General features: G+C 52.5%; 16 protein-coding genes and 1 pseudogene. 7 read left to right on the top strand and 10 right to left on the bottom strand.

The genetic code is table 11. From position 1 onward, the window contains the following. Positions 1 to 12: 12 nt before the first annotated feature. Together ndk and AC0YOA_RS28140 are read right to left on the bottom strand one after the other, a co-directional pair. Complete coding sequence (gene ndk / locus AC0YOA_RS28145) at positions 13 to 486, bottom strand: nucleoside-diphosphate kinase (protein ID WP_475789452.1); 474 nt, start codon at positions 484 to 486, stop codon at positions 13 to 15. 147 nt (positions 487 to 633) lie between these two features. Further along, complete coding sequence (locus AC0YOA_RS28140; RefSeq protein ID WP_475789451.1) at positions 634 to 2,445, bottom strand: M3 family oligoendopeptidase; 1,812 nt, start codon at positions 2,443 to 2,445, stop codon at positions 634 to 636. A gap of 193 nt (positions 2,446 to 2,638) precedes the next feature. On the opposite strand from AC0YOA_RS28140, the gene AC0YOA_RS28135 reads away from it, so the two are divergent. After that, positions 2,639 to 2,830, top strand: coding sequence for a YycC family protein (locus tag AC0YOA_RS28135; protein WP_475789450.1), 192 nt, complete (start codon positions 2,639 to 2,641; stop codon positions 2,828 to 2,830). Continuing rightward, positions 2,827 to 3,057, top strand: a complete 231-nt coding sequence (locus AC0YOA_RS28130; protein WP_210038183.1) for a hypothetical protein — start codon at positions 2,827 to 2,829, stop codon at positions 3,055 to 3,057. The genes AC0YOA_RS28135 and AC0YOA_RS28130 overlap by 4 nt, the downstream gene beginning before the upstream one ends. Before the next feature lie 101 nt (positions 3,058 to 3,158). Here the strand turns inward: AC0YOA_RS28130 and AC0YOA_RS28125 are convergent, their stop codons facing one another. Continuing rightward, positions 3,159 to 3,863 (bottom strand): DUF2225 domain-containing protein, encoded by a 705-nt coding sequence (locus tag AC0YOA_RS28125; RefSeq protein ID WP_475789449.1) that lies wholly within the window; start codon positions 3,861 to 3,863, stop codon positions 3,159 to 3,161. Between the two features lie 4 nt (positions 3,864 to 3,867). Then, positions 3,868 to 4,266, bottom strand: a complete 399-nt coding sequence (locus AC0YOA_RS28120) for a globin domain-containing protein (protein WP_475789448.1) — start codon at positions 4,264 to 4,266, stop codon at positions 3,868 to 3,870. Positions 4,267 to 4,776: 510 nt separating this feature from the next. Between AC0YOA_RS28120 and ylbJ the strand changes: the two genes are divergently transcribed. From ylbJ to AC0YOA_RS28105, 3 genes are all read left to right on the top strand, one after another. After that, complete coding sequence (gene ylbJ, locus AC0YOA_RS28115; RefSeq protein WP_475789559.1) at positions 4,777 to 5,802, top strand: sporulation integral membrane protein YlbJ; 1,026 nt, start codon at positions 4,777 to 4,779, stop codon at positions 5,800 to 5,802. A 66-nt stretch (positions 5,803 to 5,868) separates the two neighbouring features. Beyond that, positions 5,869 to 6,666 carry an NAD kinase gene (locus AC0YOA_RS28110; protein WP_210038179.1) on the top strand — a complete coding sequence of 266 codons (798 nt, stop codon included), beginning with the start codon at positions 5,869 to 5,871 and terminating at the stop codon, positions 6,664 to 6,666. Between the two features lie 2 nt (positions 6,667 to 6,668). Next, the gene (locus AC0YOA_RS28105) at positions 6,669 to 8,408 is read left to right on the top strand and encodes an ABC transporter ATP-binding protein (protein WP_475789447.1); all 1,740 of its coding nucleotides are present in this window, start codon (positions 6,669 to 6,671) and stop codon (positions 8,406 to 8,408) included. A 106-nt stretch (positions 8,409 to 8,514) separates the two neighbouring features. Here AC0YOA_RS28105 and AC0YOA_RS28100 read toward each other — a convergent pair whose 3' ends face one another. The 3 genes and pseudogenes from AC0YOA_RS28100 to lipA all read right to left on the bottom strand — a co-directional run. Then, positions 8,515 to 9,114, bottom strand: a complete 600-nt coding sequence (locus AC0YOA_RS28100; RefSeq protein ID WP_210038177.1) for a nitroreductase family protein — start codon at positions 9,112 to 9,114, stop codon at positions 8,515 to 8,517. 183 nt (positions 9,115 to 9,297) lie between these two features. Continuing rightward, positions 9,298 to 10,044 (bottom strand): YutD family protein, encoded by a 747-nt coding sequence (locus tag AC0YOA_RS28095; RefSeq protein ID WP_475789558.1) that lies wholly within the window; start codon positions 10,042 to 10,044, stop codon positions 9,298 to 9,300. A gap of 22 nt (positions 10,045 to 10,066) precedes the next feature. Then, positions 10,067 to 11,020: pseudogene (lipA, locus tag AC0YOA_RS28090) on the bottom strand (lipoyl synthase); the annotation flags it as partial. A gap of 67 nt (positions 11,021 to 11,087) precedes the next feature. On the opposite strand from lipA, the gene AC0YOA_RS28085 reads away from it, so the two are divergent. Next, positions 11,088 to 12,122, top strand: a complete 1,035-nt coding sequence (locus AC0YOA_RS28085; protein WP_475789446.1) for a M23 family metallopeptidase — start codon at positions 11,088 to 11,090, stop codon at positions 12,120 to 12,122. 147 nt (positions 12,123 to 12,269) lie between these two features. On the opposite strand, the gene yunB is transcribed toward AC0YOA_RS28085, so the two are convergent. From yunB to AC0YOA_RS28070, 3 genes are all read right to left on the bottom strand, one after another. Then, entirely contained in the window at positions 12,270 to 13,133 is an 864-nt protein-coding gene (gene yunB, locus AC0YOA_RS28080) for a sporulation protein YunB (RefSeq protein ID WP_475789445.1), read from the bottom strand. 126 nt (positions 13,134 to 13,259) lie between these two features. Continuing rightward, positions 13,260 to 13,946 carry a TerC family protein gene (locus tag AC0YOA_RS28075; RefSeq protein ID WP_475789444.1) on the bottom strand — a complete coding sequence of 229 codons (687 nt, stop codon included), beginning with the start codon at positions 13,944 to 13,946 and terminating at the stop codon, positions 13,260 to 13,262. 149 nt (positions 13,947 to 14,095) lie between these two features. After that, positions 14,096 to 14,962 (bottom strand): helix-turn-helix domain-containing protein, encoded by an 867-nt coding sequence (locus AC0YOA_RS28070; protein ID WP_475789443.1) that lies wholly within the window; start codon positions 14,960 to 14,962, stop codon positions 14,096 to 14,098. A gap of 142 nt (positions 14,963 to 15,104) precedes the next feature. Between AC0YOA_RS28070 and AC0YOA_RS28065 the strand changes: the two genes are divergently transcribed. Then, the gene (locus AC0YOA_RS28065) at positions 15,105 to 17,768 is read left to right on the top strand and encodes a family 78 glycoside hydrolase catalytic domain (protein ID WP_475789442.1); all 2,664 of its coding nucleotides are present in this window, start codon (positions 15,105 to 15,107) and stop codon (positions 17,766 to 17,768) included. Positions 17,769 to 17,918: the final 150 nt, after the last annotated feature.

Here is a 17,918-nt window from a genome sequence, read left to right as displayed (position 1 = left end):
GCTTCACCAAACCTAGTGAACCGTGCCTTCCACCGGATAGCTATCAATCTCATCAACATTAAATCTTGGGATATCAGGCTCCTCTGCATCTCCGAAAAACAAAGCGATTTCCCGGCCGGCACTTTCAGCGGAGTCAGAGCCATGAATAATATTTTCCGAAACCTCTAGCGCAAAATCCCCTCGTATCGTTCCTGGCGCGGCGTTTGCCGGATTGGTCTGGCCGATGAGAAGACGGGCCCCCGCTATTGCATTCGGCCCTTCCCACACCATCGCACACACCTTTCCCGACGTCAGAAAGCTGACCAGCTCCCCGAAAAAGGGTCTCTCGCGGTGCTCCCCGTAATGCTGCTCCGCCAGCTCGCGATCAATCATCATCAGCTTCATATCCTGGAGCTTAAAGCCCTTTTGCTCAAAACGTGTAAGGATCGGACCGACTAATCCCCGTCTTACCCCATCCGGCTTAACCATAACAAATGTGCGTTCCATGCGGCTTATCTCCTTTGAGTATCGGCTCGGCGGCGGCGCAGTGTATGCCGCACCGCCACATCTTTATGAGTCTTTCCATAATCCGCCAATATTCATTCATCGGGAGAGAATACATTCACAGCCGCAGGAAAACAGCCTATTTATTCTTTAAATCTTCGTCAGTTCCAAAAAGGCTCGTACATCCTCTGTGGTCAGGGCAACCGCCGCGCGCCAGAATTCCGGCTCATCGAGGCGTACGCCCAAATGCTTCTGCGCAAGCTCCTCCACCGTCATCAGGCCCGTATCCCTGAGCAATTCCACATACCGCCCGGCAAATGCAGGACCCTCCTGCTTGGCTCGCGCATAGATGCCGCTGCTGAACAGATACCCGAACGTATAAGGGAAATTGTAGAAGGGCACATCCGTCAAATAAAAATGCAGCTTGGACGCCCAGAAATGCGGATGAGCCTCGCCGAGAATGCCGCTGTAGGCTTCGCGCTGCGCTTCCTCCATCAGTTTGCAGAGCTGCTCGTGATCAACCATTCCCTCTTTGCGCATCTGGTAAAAACGGGTCTCGAAGAGGAAGCGGGCATGAATATTCATAAAAAATGCCGTCGACCGTTGAAGCTTATCCTCGAGCAGAGCCAGCTTCTCTTCAGGATCCTCCGCCGCCTGCATGGCGGAATCGGACACGATCAGTTCGGCAAAGGTGGATGCTGTCTCCGCCACATTCATAGCATATTCCTGGGCAAAGGGAGGCATATCATTCATCACATGCTGGTGATAGGCATGGCCCAGCTCATGGGCAAGCGTGGAAATATTGGATGCCGTGCCGGAATACGTCATAAAGATCCGGGTCTGTTCGCTTTTCGGAAAGGCCGTACAGAAACCGCCGGGCCGCTTGCCAGGACGATCCTCCGCTTCGATCCAGCCGTCACGGAAGGCCATCTCCGAGAAATCGGACAAATCCGGACTGAACGCGCGGAACTGCTCCAGAATGAACGCCGCTCCTTCATCGTAGGGAACCGTCCGTGTGGCGGATCCGATCGGCGCGTCGACATCATGCCAGTCGAGCTTCGCGACACCAAGCAGCTCCGCTTTGCGCTTCAGGTAGCGGACAAGCTCAGGCTTGCCTTCATTAACGGCTGCCCACATGGCGTCCAGCGTCTTCTCGCTCATCCGGTTCATGGACAAGGGCTCCTTAAGCACCGAATCCCAGCCACGTCTGCCATACAGCTTGAGCCGGAATCCGGCGATCCGGTTAAGCGTCTCCGCGCTCAGCTCAGCCTGTTCTCCCCATACTCGTTCCCATTCGGCGAAGGAAGCCTCGCGTATCGCTCTGTCCCCGCTGGAGAGACGGTTGTGCATTTGTCCTGCCGAGAGGGATTTCACTGTCCCATCCTTCTCCACGGCTTCAAAACGCGCGCGGGATACGATCGTGTTGTAGAAATCGCCCCAGCCGTGATAACCGTCAACCGCAAGCTCTCCGGCCAGCGCCTCCAGACTTGGCGGAAGCTTCTCTTTTGCCGCGCTGCGGCGCTCATTCAAGGTAAAGGCAAGCGGTCTTATATCCTCTTGTTTCAACCAGCTCTGCCACGCGGTCTCATCTGTCAATCGCAGCTGCTCGTCATAATCGGTGAGCGCTGCATTGAATTTGGAGGCCAGTGTTTTCACCCGGTCGCTAAGTCCGCTTGCCGCCGTGTCCTTCACCTGTTGCGCCATCAGGCAGGAGACGAAAGATTCCGACTGGCGGAGCCTGAGCAGGATGGACTGAATGCGCTGCGTCCAATCCGAAAGCTGCCCCAGGGAAGCAGTCGATGCAGGCTCGTCCTGTCCCCCGGCTGCAGACGATTGCAGTCCTGCAGCCAACGCCTCAATATCCGACCCGATGCCTTTTAATTCCGCTGCGAAATCCTCCGACTTTGAGCCTCCTTCGTACAGAACGTCCAGATTCCAACTTTGTGGATACACTTGCTCCATTGCCGCATTCCTCCTCCAAACTGATAATTGCCCTATCTTTTGCTCTCGCGTTGCGATTTCCACGTCATCGGTGTATAACTGAATTATAACGAAAGCTTGACCCCTATTGCCAATATTTCGTTAATAAGCTTGAGTTTTCGCGCGGTGAGACGGGATTTGCCCAGCGCCGGCCGCCATACGAGGAGTTGATTGCATGTCCAAACCGTTACAGCTCTCGGCCGAAACGGCCATCAAACTGTCCAAAGAGTTGAATGTTCCGCTTGAGCATCTGATGCATATGCCCAAACATATTTTATTGCAAAAGCTGGCGGAGCTTGCCAAGGCAAGTCCTGCTCCCGAGAATTCCGGATCTGATGAATCCGGCAAAGGAGCCTCCGATTCGTGATTCCTTTCGAGCGCACCTGGCCTTATGACATTCTTATGAAAGACCTTTACGTGCCGTCCTGTCCATTCTGCGGCAGGGATAACGTGCTGCTGCCGATGAGGCCCAGGGAGCTGGCTGATGTTCGAAGCGGCAAGAAGCGTCTGCTTGTTTTCCCCTGCTGCAACAGCCGTGTAACGGTCATTGATGCGGATCAGGACTATTTGCTAACGGATACCAAGCTTAGGTGACTTGTCTCAGGCCTGTTCTTTCATACCATTTTCACTCCATGACAAAGAAGCCGCCCATAACCGGACGGCTTCTTTTGCATATTCCTTCAAAGACGCATTGCTTATGCGTTAATCTTGGCCTGCACACCATCAATAAAATCCGTATTTCCGGCATTCTCCAAGCGCAGCAGCTGCCATTGCTCGCGGGAGGCGCGGATCATCGAACCGTCCGTAATCTTCTTGTCGTTCACCACGCGTGAGAACCAGCGCACAGCGTCGATTGGCTCACCTAATCTCCGGTGCAGCTCGCCGATCAGAAACATCAGCTTGGCATTATTCAAATCGACGCCTTCCGTCTCATAGACGCGGACATAAGCACCGAGTGCAAACCGCAGAAAGCGAAGCTCCTGCTCCGTCTGCTCCTTATACCGGTAAATCCATGCGATATGATGCAGGATGCCTGCGATAACGCGTTCCTTGTCACCAATCACCTGGGCGCATATCAAAGCGAACTTGTAGCATTCGAGTGCCTGGTCCTGGGTCCGGCTTCCGCCGTAGTCACGCACCACCCAATGCATTCCAATCCTGTCGTAATAAAGCTTCTTCTGTGCATCGCTCAGCTGTTCAGCGCTATTCTCAGTGGAGGCGAAGCCGCATTTGGGACATACCCGAACCACATAATAATCAGGATTGATTTCACTCTTGAAATGCGCACAAAAATCGCTGTCACGCGATGAAGCCTTCTTGAAGCTTGGTCTAACGCGCGAGCTCTGATACTCCACTTCACAACAAATGCAAGTGACCGAGGTTAAATAGAGCGGCTCCATGCAATCACGTCCCCTGTTCGTTCGTCTCATTCGTGTTCACAAAATGATGGGCAGGGCCGGACAGCCGCTCAAGTACGATTTCCTGAAGCTCTGCCGGCAGGCCGTTCTCTTCCAGCGCTCCGCGCATGCAGGACAGCCATGCTTCGGCGCGTTCCGGCGTAATTGGAAACGGCATATGCCTTGCACGCATCATGGGATGGCCGTATTGATCGGAATAAAGCGCCGGTCCGCCAAAAAATTGGGATAAAAACAATGCTTGCTTCTCCATAACGGGAAAAATGTCCTCCGGGAAAAGCGGGGCCAATAAGGGATGCTTTTGCACTCTGGGATAAAAGGCCTCGACAATTCGCGTTATGCCTTCAAATCCGCCAACAGCGTCATAAATAGTTCTATAGTTATTCATCGTCATATGCATCTCCATTTTGTAGGTCTTTGGTAATAGTTGACAAGTTATTTTTTTACGTCTTAAGTCTTAGGTGGTCAAACAAAAAAAATGCCCTTCTAAAGGAGGGCATTCGGTCATTGGATAGTACAAATAAGCAACGAAGGTCAGCTCTCATAATCCTCTTCACCGGGAGCCATCAATGACTCACGGATTACGTAAACGAATGCGCACACGAGGATGCCGGCAATAAAACTCATAAAGTCATCACCCCAAGCGTTCGATATACTTTTAGTGTACCATAAACATGTCGAAAATAATACCTGAATTGCAAGCGTTTTCTTTAATTTATTTTTACAGAAAACTGTCAACAAAGTATCCGACTTTATATATATTACCCACAATTGTGATGATTGTCCCATTCCGCTCATATATCGATTAGTAGGCCTTTTATTAGATCGATTGGAGGGGGACTTTGTGCATATTGTCCGGTATTTGATCCGCCCGGCTGTTATCCCGGCCTGGTCCGCCATGCTTTTTGTTTTGCTTCTTGCCGTTTTTCCCGCCGCTTCGCTGGAAGCCTCCATTCGCGGACTTTCCATCTGGTGGCAGGTGCTGTTTCCGGCGCTTTTCCCCTTCTTTGTTATATCCGAGCTGCTTCTGGGTTTCGGAATCGTCCATTTCTTCGGCAAGCTGCTGGATCCCTTGATGCGTCCGCTGTTCCGGCTGCCGGGCATCGGCGGCTTCGTCGTGACAATGGGCTACGCTTCCGGATATCCCGTCGGGGCCAGATTGACTGCCCAGCTGTGGGAACAGCGCCTTATCAACCGCGCTGAAGGGGAGCGGCTTGTAGCCTTCACCACTACCTCGGACCCGATTTTTTTGATTGGCGCAGTATCGGTCGGCTTCTTTCATAATGTGGCTCTCGCCCCTCTGCTTGCGGTTTCCCACTATGGCGGCGGATTGCTTATAGGTCTTATGATGCGCTTCCATGACCGGAAATATGAATCATCGGCAAATACGCAAGCCGCTCCCACCGCAGGGAGGCGCAAGTCACGCCTTGTCGAGGCGGTTAAAGCCATGCACGAGGCACGGCTACTGGACGGAAGGCCCATTGGCAGGCTGCTTCAGGATGCGGTACAAGCGGCCCTGAGGCTGATGATCGTCGTCGGCGGACTTGTGGTCGTCTTCTCCGTTATTATGGAGCTGCTGAAAAGCGGAGGAGCGATCGGCGTGCTCACATATATACTCGGCGGAATCATGAATCTGTTCGGCCTGCCGCTGTCCCTTGCCAATGCCGTGATTAACGGATTGTTCGAAGTGACCCTTGGGGCGCAAGCCTCAGGCTCTGCAGCAGGAACCTCACTTGTCCATCAGGCTGCGATTGCGGCATTCATTCTTTCCTGGGGCGGATTATCCGTACATGCGCAGGTTGCCAGTCTGCTCAGCCGGACGAATCTGCGGTATATCCCATTTCTGATCGCGCGCTTGGTTCACGGCATCCTTGCCATGGCGCTTGTTTATCTGCTCTGGAACAGCCTGGGTCCCATCGGTTGACATTGTATTCAAGGGCGTTTTCCGATATGATCGAACTATCTACCGTTTTGGAAGGAGCTTGTTTCTTTGAACTACGCAGTGGTCGATCGAGGCGATAAACTGTCCCAGGAGCTGGCACAGCATTTTCACATCAAGGCAGCGGAAAAAGGATTTACGCGGAATGAGGAAAAACCGGATATCGTCATTTCCATCGGCGGTGACGGAACGCTGCTTCAGGCCTTTCATTCCTATTCCGACCGGGTCGCCAGCGTCGCATTTATCGGCGTTCATACGGGTCATCTCGGTTTTTTTGCCGATTGGAAGGCTGATGAGCTCGACGAACTGGTTCGCATGATGGCCGAAGATGAACCGAAGATCGTACGGTATCCCATCGCGCAGATTGAACTGGACACGACCGAGGGCATTTCAACACATTATGCGCTGAATGAATTCACCCTTAAAGGCGTGGACAATACTTTGGTGGCCCAAATCGATATCAATGACGAGCTCTTTGAAATGTTCCGGGGCGATGGCATCGTCGTTTCCACTCCATCGGGCAGTACCGCTTATAACAAAAGCCTGGGCGGAGCCGTTATCCATCCTTCCATAGAATCGCTGCAAATAGCGGAAATCGCCTCAATCAACAATCGGGTGTACCGCACGCTTGGCTCTTCCGTCGTTCTGCCGCAGCATCACCATTGCGATATTATTTCGCGCAAGGATCAGAGGCTGCAGCTATCGTTCGATCATTTAAACATTACAAGAAACGATATCCGATCCATCCGCTGCAGTGTTGCGGGACATAAGGTCAGCTTCGCCAGGTACCGGCCCTTCCCGTTCTGGAACCGGGTGCGTGAGGCGTTTCTTGGATACGATGTGAAATAATTATGAAGCTTTTCCGATCTTATTTGCAATTTGTAAAGCCATACCGCTGGCTGGTCGCATTCACGCTGATCATCGGCATTATGAAATTCGCCATTCCGCTGACGATGCCGCTTTTTATCAAATACGTGGTGGACGAGATCCTCACCGCAACGCTGCCCGCCAGCGAGAAACTGGATAAATTGGCGCGCGTTATTGGACTGGCTTTTGTGCTGTTTGTCATCGTCCGCTACCCCATTGAATACTTCAGGCAGTATTTCGCGCAGTTCACCACAAGCCGTGTTTTATTCGATCTGCGCAACAAGCTGTATTCCCACCTGCAGCTGCTATCCATCCGCTTCTATCAAAACCGCAAATCCGGTGAGATCATATCCCGGGTCATGAACGACGCCGAGCAGACCAAGTCCTTGGTTGAAACCGGCCTGATGAACATCTGGCTCGACATGTTCACGCTGGTCATTGCGGTGGTCATCATGTTCAATATGAATGTGCCGCTCACCTTTGTAGCCATCGCCATCCTGCCTCTATACGCTTATGCGGTCAAGAAGCTCTACAAGCGGCTGCAGGCTTATTCGCGCTCCAGATCCCAGTCGCTGGCCGAGATGCAGGGCTATCTTAATGAGCATGTCAACGGGATTCCGGTGGTGAAAAGCTTCACTCTCGAGGCTCACGAGCAGGAGCAGTTTCAAGTCCGCAACCGGAGCTTTCTCGAACGGGCGTTTGCCTTGACCCGCTGGAACGCTCTGACACAATCCATCACCAATACTCTGACCGAGATCGCTCCGCTCCTGGTTCTTGCCTGCGGCGGTTATCTGGTCATCAAGAAGCAGCTTACCCTTGGCGAGTTCGTCGCGTTCTACGGGTATCTGGACAGGCTCTACGGCCCTCTGCGAAGGCTGGTGAATTCATCCACCGAGCTTACGCAAGCCTCCGCTTCGCTGGAGCGGGTTATGGAGCTGCTGAACGAGGAGCCGGAGATCAAAGATGCGTCTGATGCCATCGAGCTCAAGAAGGTGCGTGGAGATATCGAATTCCGCGATGTATCCTTCCGCTATCTGGATACCGGCGAATGGGTGCTGCAGCATATCAATCTTACAATTCCACAGGGCCATACCGTGGCGCTGGTCGGGATGAGCGGCGGCGGCAAATCGTCTCTGGTCAGCCTGCTTGCAAGGTTTTATGATATTCAGGAAGGGCAAATTACGGTTGACGGCCGCGATATTCAAGCCTTCAGGCAGCAAAGCCTGCGATCCCATATCGGCATGGTGCTGCAGGATAATATTCTGTTCAGCGGCTCGGTGAGGGATAATATACGGCTTGGCGATCCCGCAGCTTCCGAAGAAGCTATCATTGAGGCGGCGCACAGAGCCAATGCCCATGAGTTTATTACTGCGCTTCCTGCTGGCTATGACACGGAAATCGGCGAACGGGGCGTGAAGCTCTCCGGAGGCCAGAAGCAGCGGATTGCCATTGCCCGGGTATTTCTCAAGGATCCGGCTATTCTGGTTCTGGACGAAGCAACCTCCGCGCTGGATCTGGAATCCGAGCATGCGATCCAGGAATCGCTCGCGGTGCTAGCGCGGAATCGCACAACGCTGATTGTGGCGCATCGCCTGTCGACGATTACCCATGCGGATACGATCGTCGTCATTGAGCACGGGTCAATCGTCGAGCAGGGCAATCATGAGGAATTAATGAACAGAGACAGCGCCTATGCGCGGCTGTACAATGTCCAGCATTTATAAGATTAATTGAGACCTGTTTAATCATGAACGATCAAAAAGAGTACAGCAAGCCTGAAGAAGGCTCAGCTGTACTCTTTTGATTTTACAAAGGATATTGCGGATTATATTATTTGAACACTTTCATGCGGTCTTCAATGGGGCTGAATTGTTTGTCGCCAGGAACTGCTGTAGGATTGCCAAACGGCATTTGGGCAACAAGCTTCCAGCTTGCCGGTACATCCCATTCCTGCTGCACAGCTGCATCAATCAACGGATTGTAGTGCTGCAGGGATGCGCCGAGTCCTTCATTCACCAGACCTGTCCATACCACCAGCTGAAGCATGCCGGACGCATGATGAGACCAGATCGGGAAGTTATCTTTATATGAAGCAAACTGCTCTTGAAGTCCTTTGACCACATTCTCGTCTTCGAAAAACAGGACAGTTCCGTAACCGTTGTAGAATCCGTTGATCCGCTCTTCAGTGGAAGCGAACTGCTCAGCCGGAACAATTTTGCGAAGCTCTTCTTTAGTCAGATTCCACAGCTTGTCATGCTGCTCTCCGAGCAGGACAACAACGCGCGAGCTTTGGGAATTGAAGGATGATGGCGTATGTTTAACAGCCTCGGAAACGAGTTCTTGAATGCGGTCATCGGATAAAACGGATTCTTTTGAAAGCCCGTAGAATGTACGTCTTTCTTTGACTGCTTGATAGAAATCTTTAGCCATGTGTTTGAATCTCCTTTTTGTTGGTAATATTTTTTCACTAACTTACTTTAATATTGTAACTCATTTTTCATAGAAATCAAATTTTTTTATCGTAAATTTCCGTAAAAAAAACCGCGTATACGGAAAATAACCGGATACGCGGTTTTTTGAGTTTGATGGGTTCGGCACAAAGCCTGGCAGATCTTAAGCTTTGGGTCCGGAATCCTTCTGACGATTTCCCTGATTCTGCTTTGAATGCGTCTGGATTTCGGCAGCTGCCGCTACAGGTGCCTTAGGCGCGGTAAAATGAGGCTTGCGATGCCGGCCGCTGCGTTCGCGCTCGCCATTATGGGGCCGCTCCTCCTGTTGAATTGCCGATTGCTGGCGCCCGCCGTCCCTGTCCCGGTCTTTATCCTTGTTAAACGTCTTGCGGTTTTCCTTAACCGGTTCTTTCTCCACATCCTTGGGTGAATCCTTACGAAGATGCTTGGGATGGTATTCGCGTCTTTGATGCTCTCTGACGATCCGAGGAGTCCGTGTCTGCTCCTGGCCGGTTTCTTCACCCTGGATAGCGTCACTTGTCTGTGTAGAAAGCTCATAGGCATCTTCAATACCCTCAAACAGTTCTGCGTTATCCGTCTCGGAATCGAGCTCGCTGCCGTCCTCTCCCTGGCGCTTGACGCCGGGATGCCTCTGCAATACAAAATAAGCGCAGCCGAAATTGCAGTATTCATTAATATAATCAAGCATACTTGAGAACGCGCTGTCTCTTGTTGCTTTAGGATGATTATCCCGAAAAAAGCCCTTCAGACGCAGCTGATTATAGCCCCAGTCTCCGATAACATAATCGTAGCGCTCCAGCACCTCGCTGAAACGCTCACGAAATGCTTCGGGGTTCCAGCCGTCCTTGTTCTCGTGAATCAATTCATAGGCTCTGCCATTGATATGCATCAAGGGTGCTCCCCACTCCTTCTCACAATGTTGCTGTTCTTGCCTCCGTTGCCGATTGCACCTGCTCATGGGCATGATAGGAGCTCCGCACCAGAGGAGCAGATTCCACATGGCTGAATCCGCGGCGCAGCCCCTCTTCCTTCAGCTTGGCAAACTCGTCCGGGTGAACATAACGTTCTACCGCCAGATGATTGGGTGTCGGCTGCAGGTATTGTCCCAATGTCAGTATATCCACATTAGCCGCGCGAAGATCATCCATCGTCTGGAGGATTTCATCCCATTCCTCGCCAAGTCCAAGCATGATGCTTGATTTGGTCGGGATACCGGGCTGCATGGCTTTGGCACGCTTGAGCAGCTCCAGCGAACGGGTATATTTCGCTTTGGCGCGAACGCGGTCCGAGAGACGCTCAACGGTTTCGATATTATGATTGAGGATATCCGGCTTCACATCCATTACGGTTTGCAGCGCGGCCTCGTTGCCCAGAAAATCGGGAATCAGCACTTCCACGCTGCATAGCGGCATGCGGTTGCGGACCGCTTTGACGGTCTCGGCGAAAATCATCGCCCCGCCATCCGCCAAATCATCGCGGGCTACAGAGGTGACCACGCAGTGGCGCAGTCCCATCTGCTCCGCGGCTTCCGCCACACGTTCCGGCTCCTGTAGATCAAGCTCGGTCGGAAGGCCTGTCTTAACAGCACAAAAACGGCACGCACGCGTGCAAATATCGCCTAATATCATAAAAGTTGCAGTCCGGTTGGCCCAGCACTCATAGATGTTCGGGCATCGGGCTTCTTCACAAACGCTATGCAGTGTCTTGGAACGCATCATATCTTTAATCTCGGCATAGTTGCCGCCTGTTGTTAATTTTATCCGCAGCCAGTCCGGCTTTGGCATAGCGTTCTTCTCTTTTGTCTTCATTGAAGCATACCTGCTTTCTGTAGTCTCCTGCGTCTTATTATAGCACGTTTCGGATAAAAACCAATGATTTGCAAATGATAACTACAGTCCATTTGGCCATTTCCGTCTGAGGAGGAGGGGATCCATGAAACGGTTTTTACTTTGTCCCATCTTGCTCCTGATATGCGTGATGGGTATGCTGCAATCATTTGGCAGCATTGCAACAGCGCAGGAGAAGCCCGCCGAACCGCCCAAGAAGGAAAATGAGTTCGAGCAGCGGAAGGCGCTGTATCTGCAAATAAGCAGCCTGACCGGCATTCCCTGGTACCGGCTTGCAGCCGTTGATCAGTATGAGCGGACCATCACCAAAGTCCGCCCGAAAACAAGAAAACAGCTTGGAGAGTTTGTCAGTGTATTCGTCACGGAGCCCGGATGGACAGGCGAGCTGAATCCTGACACGGAGGATCAGCTTCCCGCTTCTATCCGCTGGTTCAGCGGCATCGGCAGGGATGGGGATGGCGACGGTCTCGCGAAGCGGACCAGCGACACCGACCTGCTGTATTCAGTAGCCGACCATTTTACGCACTTCGGGCCATCGGAAGAGGACTTCGCCATTGGCGCCTGGCAGTATTACCACAATACCCGGGCTGTCCAGCGGGTCCGCCAATTCTCCGCGTTGTATGCACATTTCGGCCGTCTGGAGCTCTTCGAGCATGCTTTTCCGCTTCCTATCGGAACCAACTACTCTTATCGCGGTACCTGGGGAACAAGCAGAAGCTGGGGCGGTTTCCGCATTCATGAAGGGACCGATATCTTCGCCAATTATGGAATCAATGTGCGAAGCACCTGCTACGGCATTGTTGAAATTAAAGGCTGGAATCCTTATGGCGGCTGGAGGCTCGGCATCCGCGATTTGAACAACAATTATCATTATTACGCGCATCTGTCGGGCTATGAAAAAAACTTGCGGGTCGGCAGCATCGTAAAGCCCGGCCAGCTGGTGGGCTTCGTCGGAAGCTCCGGCTACGGCAAGCCGGGAACGCAGGGAAAATTCCCGCCGCATCTGCATTATGGCGTTTACCGGGACAGCGGTCTGATCGAATGGTCCTTCGACCCCTACCCGCTGCTGCGGCAATGGGAAAACAGCGAGCGAAGGCAGCTGAAGCAAAGCAACCATTAATTTCGCTGGCGTAAAAAACTCTCCCGCCGCATATTATTGTAAGATCTAACGGAGCTTGACATTTCCCTTCTATAAAGAAGAATCCGGTTATTTAGGAAAAGGCGCCTGTCCTTGATGACAAGCGCCTTTTTCCTGTATCTATTTTTTTCAACTGCCGTTATTCGCCGACCAGTCATTATCGGATTCGTTCAAATAATCAGTCGAGGTATCCGGCAGCTGCTGTTCATTGTCCGTCCCGCCACTGTTTCTCGGGCTCGTCGTGGTGACGCCGTCCTGGCCTTCCTGCATGGGCAGTGAGATGCTGGGAGCTCCTGACGCCGAATCCCCGACAGGATTGCCCTTGTTATCATAGTAATACATGGGCACATCGCCTACCACGAGCAGATAGGAAATGGGAATTTCCGTCTCCACAAGCTCAGGTTGAGTATCAAAGGGAATGATGATCGACACCTCTGCCACGATGCGCATATAAACTTCAACCAGAATCATATTGATTCCGGCATCCTGCTGCCTGGTCTCCAGATCCACCTTAACCGCTCCAGCCGGCTCGAATTTCACCGGAACGCGGGGACCGTAGGAAGCAATGATCGCACTGCCGAGCGCCTGGCCGACAGGAATCTTCTCCGGGATGTGTTTAATTTCATTCAGCATGCCCTGCACGCGGTCGGCGGTCTGGGAGGTAATCCGCATATGCTCCGCATAATTCAGCATAAACCCGGATATTTTACCGCTATTATTGGTTTTCCATTCAATCAGCTTCTCGACATCGCCTTGGCTTGCGACCTGGTCGGTGATGGCTTTGTTAATTGCCTGCGTAGCCACCTGCTTGACCCTGACCTTGGCGACCGTCATCAGCGGTCCCTGCAGATTGCGCTCTACGAATATAAACAGCTGGAAAATAAACAGAAATACAATAAGCATGATGAGCAGCCACAGCCTCCGGCGGCTGCGGGGTTTGCCGTTCCGGCGTTTGCCGCTGCTGTGCCAGCCTCGTCTTCCCCACTTCGGCATAACTTTAGCGCCCCCTTTTTGCACCTTCGTCCGCCTTTTCTATCCAAGCTTATGCAAAGGGACGGCAAAAAAGAAGAAACACCCCTTAAGTGAGGTGTTTCCCTTCCGATCTCAAGCCTGTAGTTCTCAGCGGGCGGCTTTCGCTTCCGCCCGTTTATTGTGGGTCCGATTGATCAGATGGCCTACGGCAACAACCGCAATCGCCAGCACGATAGGAAGCAGATGATTCGTCCAGGGAAGCGTCGACTCAATAAAGGCGCTGACGCCTTTATCATCCAGAATCATCTCGCCTGCGGTGTAGCCAAGCAGTGCCGCTCCCAGCACGACAATGATCGGAAATCGCTTCATCAAGCGCATCAGCAGCTGGCTTGCCCAAATAATCAGGGGAATGCTGATTGCCAGACCAATGACGATAAGCAGGAGATTCCCGCCAGCCGCGCCTGCCATGGCCAGTACATTGTCCAGACTCATGACGAGATCGGCCACAATGATCGTTTTGACGGCGCCCGACAGGCGTGAGCTCGATTGAATGCTTTCCGTCTCTTCTTCCTGCTTCAGCAGCTTCACGGCAATAAACAACAGCAGGAGTCCTCCAAGCGCCTGAACGAACGGAATGCGAAGCAGCCATACGGCGGCAAACGTCAATACGATCCTCAGGCCGATGGCCCCCATACTGCCCCAGAACACAGCTTTTTTCTGCTGTTCGGCAGGCAAATTGCGGCTTGCCAGGGCGATCACAACCGCGTTGTCGCCGCTGAGCACCACATTGATCAAGATCAACTCCAGCAAAACAAAAACAAAGTTTCCTTCCATTATGTTCTCCCTTGTGCAGCAATAGCCGGTTTCTTGAAGATGCAGGCAAATGTTGGCAGCTTTTTTGCCCTCTATAGTTCTGCCCCTATGCTGCAGGCTTTAAAACAGGACCGGCAGATTCAGCTGCAGTTATGCGATGCGGCCGTCCGTTATTCTCTGAACTGCCGGCGGTAGGCGCCGGGGGTTTCGCCAACCATCCTGCGGAAAAGGACCATGAAGGAATTCAGATCCTTGTATCCGACTGCTTCGGCTATTCTGCTTATTTTCTGCTGCGTGCTTCTAAGCTGCTCACAGCTTTTTTGAATCCGCAGGCTTTGCAAATAATAATTAAAGCTTTGCCCTGTATGCTGCTTGAACAGCCGCTGCAAATGACGTTCGCTCCATTGGAACCGTTCGGTCAAATGGGATAATGTTATCTTCTCCGCATAATTCTGCTCCAGATAGCTTAATAGCTGAAGAAAACGGGCGGGACTTCCGGGAGCGGTGCGGCTTGTTTCCGTATGCAGCCGGTAGATCGTTACAATCAGCTGCAGCAGCAGCGTGTTCAAATACGTCGTGGAGCCGCTCCGAGGCAGTGAATACTCCTTGTACAAAGAAAGAAACAGCTTTCCAATCTCATCATCCGTATCGAATACGGCGTGGTAAGGAAGGGTTTCTTCTTTGAGTCCTTCAAGATAAACAGCAATAGGACCGTCGAAGACCAGCGGAATCAGATTGTCAACAAGCTGCTTCGTAAAAATGCAATTGTAGACAATTAACGGGTCCTGCAGGGCATTGGTAGAGGAAGGACGAAACACATGCGATGTTCCGATGGGAATCACATGCAGCTGGCCCCGATGAATCCGCTGCACATCGTCTTCAATATAATGAAACCCTTTGCCCTCGGCTACATAAGCCAGCTCAATAAACTCATGCGAATGCAGGGGCAGAGTGAAGTCCTCTACCGCCCGGTTGACGTAAAGAAGCAGATTGCTGAAAAACGATTCCGCTTTAAACGTTTGTCTGACCTGCTCCATGTCTCATCACCATTTCCCAAAATGTCGTGATTGCCTCTACATATTGTCCTTTATACCGCATAAAAATAAAGAATTCAATCCTTATAATAGGGGGTATGCAGAGTAAAATGGACATTATATGTTGGAAAGGTGAGGATGCGTTATGACAATGGTTACGAAGCTTCGTTGTGAATACCGGGAGAATCCCATCGGCCTTGACGTCCGGAAGCCGAGAATCAGCTGGCAAGTTCAATCCGATACGAGGTCGTGGGAGCAGTCGGCTTATCAGATTCAAGTTTCCCTGGAAGCGGATTTGAGCGCCGCGCTCTGGGATTCAGGGAAGGTTCAATCGGATCAGTCCACTCATGTTGCTCTATCGGAATTGAATGTTGAAGCCGCTCAGCGCTACTACTATCATATCCGGGTATGGGACAAACAAGAACAAGCTTCTCCCTGGTCTGAAATCGCTTACTGGGAAACGGGGCTACTGGAGCCGGCCGGATGGCAGGCCGATTGGGTCAGTGCGCCGCTTGCCTCCTTCCCTCCGGAGTCTGAGCAGTCCCCCTTGCTCCGACGCACATTCAGTGTGAAAGCCAAGGTGAAGAGCGCACGAATCTACGCGACGAGCCTGGGAATCTATGAAATAAGCCTGAACGGAGTCAGAGTGGGAGAGGATTATTTTACGCCGGGATGGACCAGCTACAATGAGCGGCTTCAGTATCAGACCTACGAGGTAACGGACCTGCTGGCGGAGGGCGGCAATGCCGTTGGCGCCATGCTGGGAAATGGTTGGTATAAAGGGAATCTGGGATGGGTCGATCACAAAAATATATATGGCGACCGGACAGCGCTGCTTCTGCAGCTGCATATCCAGTACGATGACGGCACCGAGGACATTATCGCATCGGATGCGCAGTGGAAGGTATCCGGGAGTCCGGTTCTGCTGTCTGAAATCTACCATGGAGAAACCTATGACGCGCGGCTGGAGAAAGCCGGCTGGAGCACAGCTGCTTATAATGACGGCGATTGGGAGCAGGCAGAGGTGCTGCAGCACGCCAAAGACATTCTGGTCGCGCAGGAGAATGTTCCGGTCCGTAAAAACGAGGAGCTGCAGCCAATAGCCCTGATCACAACGCCCGCGGGTGAAACCGTTATCGATATGGGGCAAAACATGGTCGGTTGGGTCCGTTTCACCGTGACTGGCCAAGAAGGCCATGAGGTCAGCCTGCAGCATGCCGAGGTGCTGGACCAGGAAGGCAACTTCTATACGGAGAATCTGCGCAGCGCCAAGCAGGCGATCCGCTATATTTTGAAAGGGCAGGGACACGAAACCTTTGAGCCGCATTTCACTTTCCAGGGCTTTCGCTACGTGAAGCTGACAGGATTCAGCGAGCCGGTCAAGCTTGCGGATTTCACCGGCGTTGTGCTGCATTCGGATATGGAGGTTACAGGGGATTTCGAGTGCTCGGACCCGCTGATCAATCAGCTGCAGCATAATATTTTATGGGGCCAGAAAGGCAATTTCCTCGATGTTCCCACAGACTGCCCGCAGCGTGATGAGCGGCTCGGCTGGACTGGAGATGCGCAGATGTTCATCCGCACCTCCGCACATTTGATGAACGTGGCCCCATTCTTCGGCAAATGGCTGAAGGATCTGGCGGCCGATCAGCTTGACAATGGCGGTGTTCCTTTTGTCATTCCGCATGTGCTTGATGAGAACAGCCACTCCTCGGCGGCTTGGGGGGATGCGGCGGTCATTTGTCCCTGGGTCATCTACCAGTGCTATGGGGACAAACAGATTCTGGAGCAGCAATATGAGAGCATGAAAGCCTGGATAGACTATATGCACGCACAGGGAGAGCAGGAATTCCTGTGGAATACCGGCTTCCATTTTGGCGACTGGCTTGGCCTGGATTCCAAACCCGGCTCCTATATCGGAGCGACTGACCGGGATCTTATCGCGACTGCCTTCTACGCCTACTCCACTTCCCTGTTCGTGAAAACTGCAGCGGTGCTCCAGAAGGAAGAGGACGTCTCGTACTATACGAATGTGTATGAACAGGTTCTGAAAGCTTTCCGGCATGAGTTCATCACACCTTCCGGCAGATTGTCGGTCCCAACCCAAACCGCTCATGTGCTGGCGCTGATGTTCGGTCTTGTGGAGGGTCCGGCCAAGGAAAGAGCGGCGAAGAAGCTGCTGGAGCTGCTGGAGGAAAGCAAGCACCATCTGACGACCGGCTTTGTCGGCACCCCGTATTTGAACCTGGTGCTCAGTCAGATCGGCAGGAATGACGCGGCCTACAAGCTGCTGTTTCAGACCGATTATCCTTCCTGGCTCTATCAGGTTACCAAAGGGGCGACCACGATTTGGGAGCATTGGGACGGGATCAGGGAGGACGGAGGCTTCTGGAGCAAGGATATGAACTCCTTCAACCATTACGCTTACGGCGCCATTGGCGATTGGCTGTACCGCTGCGTGGCAGGTATTGATACGGACGAGGCGGCACCGGGGTATAAGCATATCCGGATCGACCCGCATCCTGGAGAAGGACTGAGCTGGGCCAAGGCAAGCCTTGAGACGATGTATGGTCTTGTCGAGTCCGGGTGGAGCGTGGGCGAAGGCTCTGCAATGGAGGTTCAGGTGACGATTCCGCCTAATACGACCGCTTCCGTTCAACTGCCTCGTACTGCTGGAGCTGGGCTTCAAGAGAACGGGAAGGCTGTCGCTGAAGGGGATGGCATTCATTCCATCGAGCGGACAGAAAGCGGAATTGCGCTCACTTTGGGCTCGGGCAGCTATCATTTTACGTATACAACCGTTCTGTAAGGGTCAGGCATATGCTTGGATATATAGGGATGATCAGGGGACGCGAGCCATTCGGGTCCCTTTTTCATATGCATTTGAAAAACCGCCGGAACTACTTCTCAATTTGTTCAGTCAGCAGCCTTCTTATGGGCCGTTTGGCTGCTTTTTCAT

It is taken from the genome of Paenibacillus sp. JT22N12 (assembly GCF_056269365.1).
Note: the sequence above shows the minus strand (reverse complement) of the source record. Positions and strands in the feature narration are given on the sequence as shown.

Excerpts from the sequence above, each read along its gene's own strand:
- AC0YOA_RS28135 (WP_475789450.1), top strand. The coding sequence starts at position 2,639 with ATGTCCAAACCGTTACAGCTCTCGGCCGAAACGGCCATCAAACTGTCC.
- AC0YOA_RS28070 (WP_475789443.1), bottom strand. The coding sequence starts at position 14,962 with ATGGAGCAGGTCAGACAAACGTTTAAAGCGGAATCGTTTTTCAGCAAT.
- AC0YOA_RS28065 (WP_475789442.1), top strand. The coding sequence starts at position 15,105 with ATGACAATGGTTACGAAGCTTCGTTGTGAATACCGGGAGAATCCCATC.
- AC0YOA_RS28095 (WP_475789558.1), bottom strand. The coding sequence starts at position 10,044 with ATGCATATCAATGGCAGAGCCTATGAATTGATTCACGAGAACAAGGAC.
- ylbJ (WP_475789559.1), top strand. The coding sequence starts at position 4,777 with ATGCTTTTTGTTTTGCTTCTTGCCGTTTTTCCCGCCGCTTCGCTGGAA.
- AC0YOA_RS28105 (WP_475789447.1), top strand. The coding sequence starts at position 6,669 with ATGAAGCTTTTCCGATCTTATTTGCAATTTGTAAAGCCATACCGCTGG.
- AC0YOA_RS28100 (WP_210038177.1), bottom strand. The coding sequence starts at position 9,114 with ATGGCTAAAGATTTCTATCAAGCAGTCAAAGAAAGACGTACATTCTAC.
- yunB (WP_475789445.1), bottom strand. The coding sequence starts at position 13,133 with ATGCCGAAGTGGGGAAGACGAGGCTGGCACAGCAGCGGCAAACGCCGG.
- AC0YOA_RS28120 (WP_475789448.1), bottom strand. The coding sequence starts at position 4,266 with ATGAATAACTATAGAACTATTTATGACGCTGTTGGCGGATTTGAAGGC.
- AC0YOA_RS28085 (WP_475789446.1), top strand. The coding sequence starts at position 11,088 with ATGAAACGGTTTTTACTTTGTCCCATCTTGCTCCTGATATGCGTGATG.
- AC0YOA_RS28140 (WP_475789451.1), bottom strand. The coding sequence starts at position 2,445 with ATGGAGCAAGTGTATCCACAAAGTTGGAATCTGGACGTTCTGTACGAA.
- AC0YOA_RS28075 (WP_475789444.1), bottom strand. The coding sequence starts at position 13,946 with ATGGAAGGAAACTTTGTTTTTGTTTTGCTGGAGTTGATCTTGATCAAT.
- AC0YOA_RS28125 (WP_475789449.1), bottom strand. The coding sequence starts at position 3,863 with ATGGAGCCGCTCTATTTAACCTCGGTCACTTGCATTTGTTGTGAAGTG.
- ndk (WP_475789452.1), bottom strand. The coding sequence starts at position 486 with ATGGAACGCACATTTGTTATGGTTAAGCCGGATGGGGTAAGACGGGGA.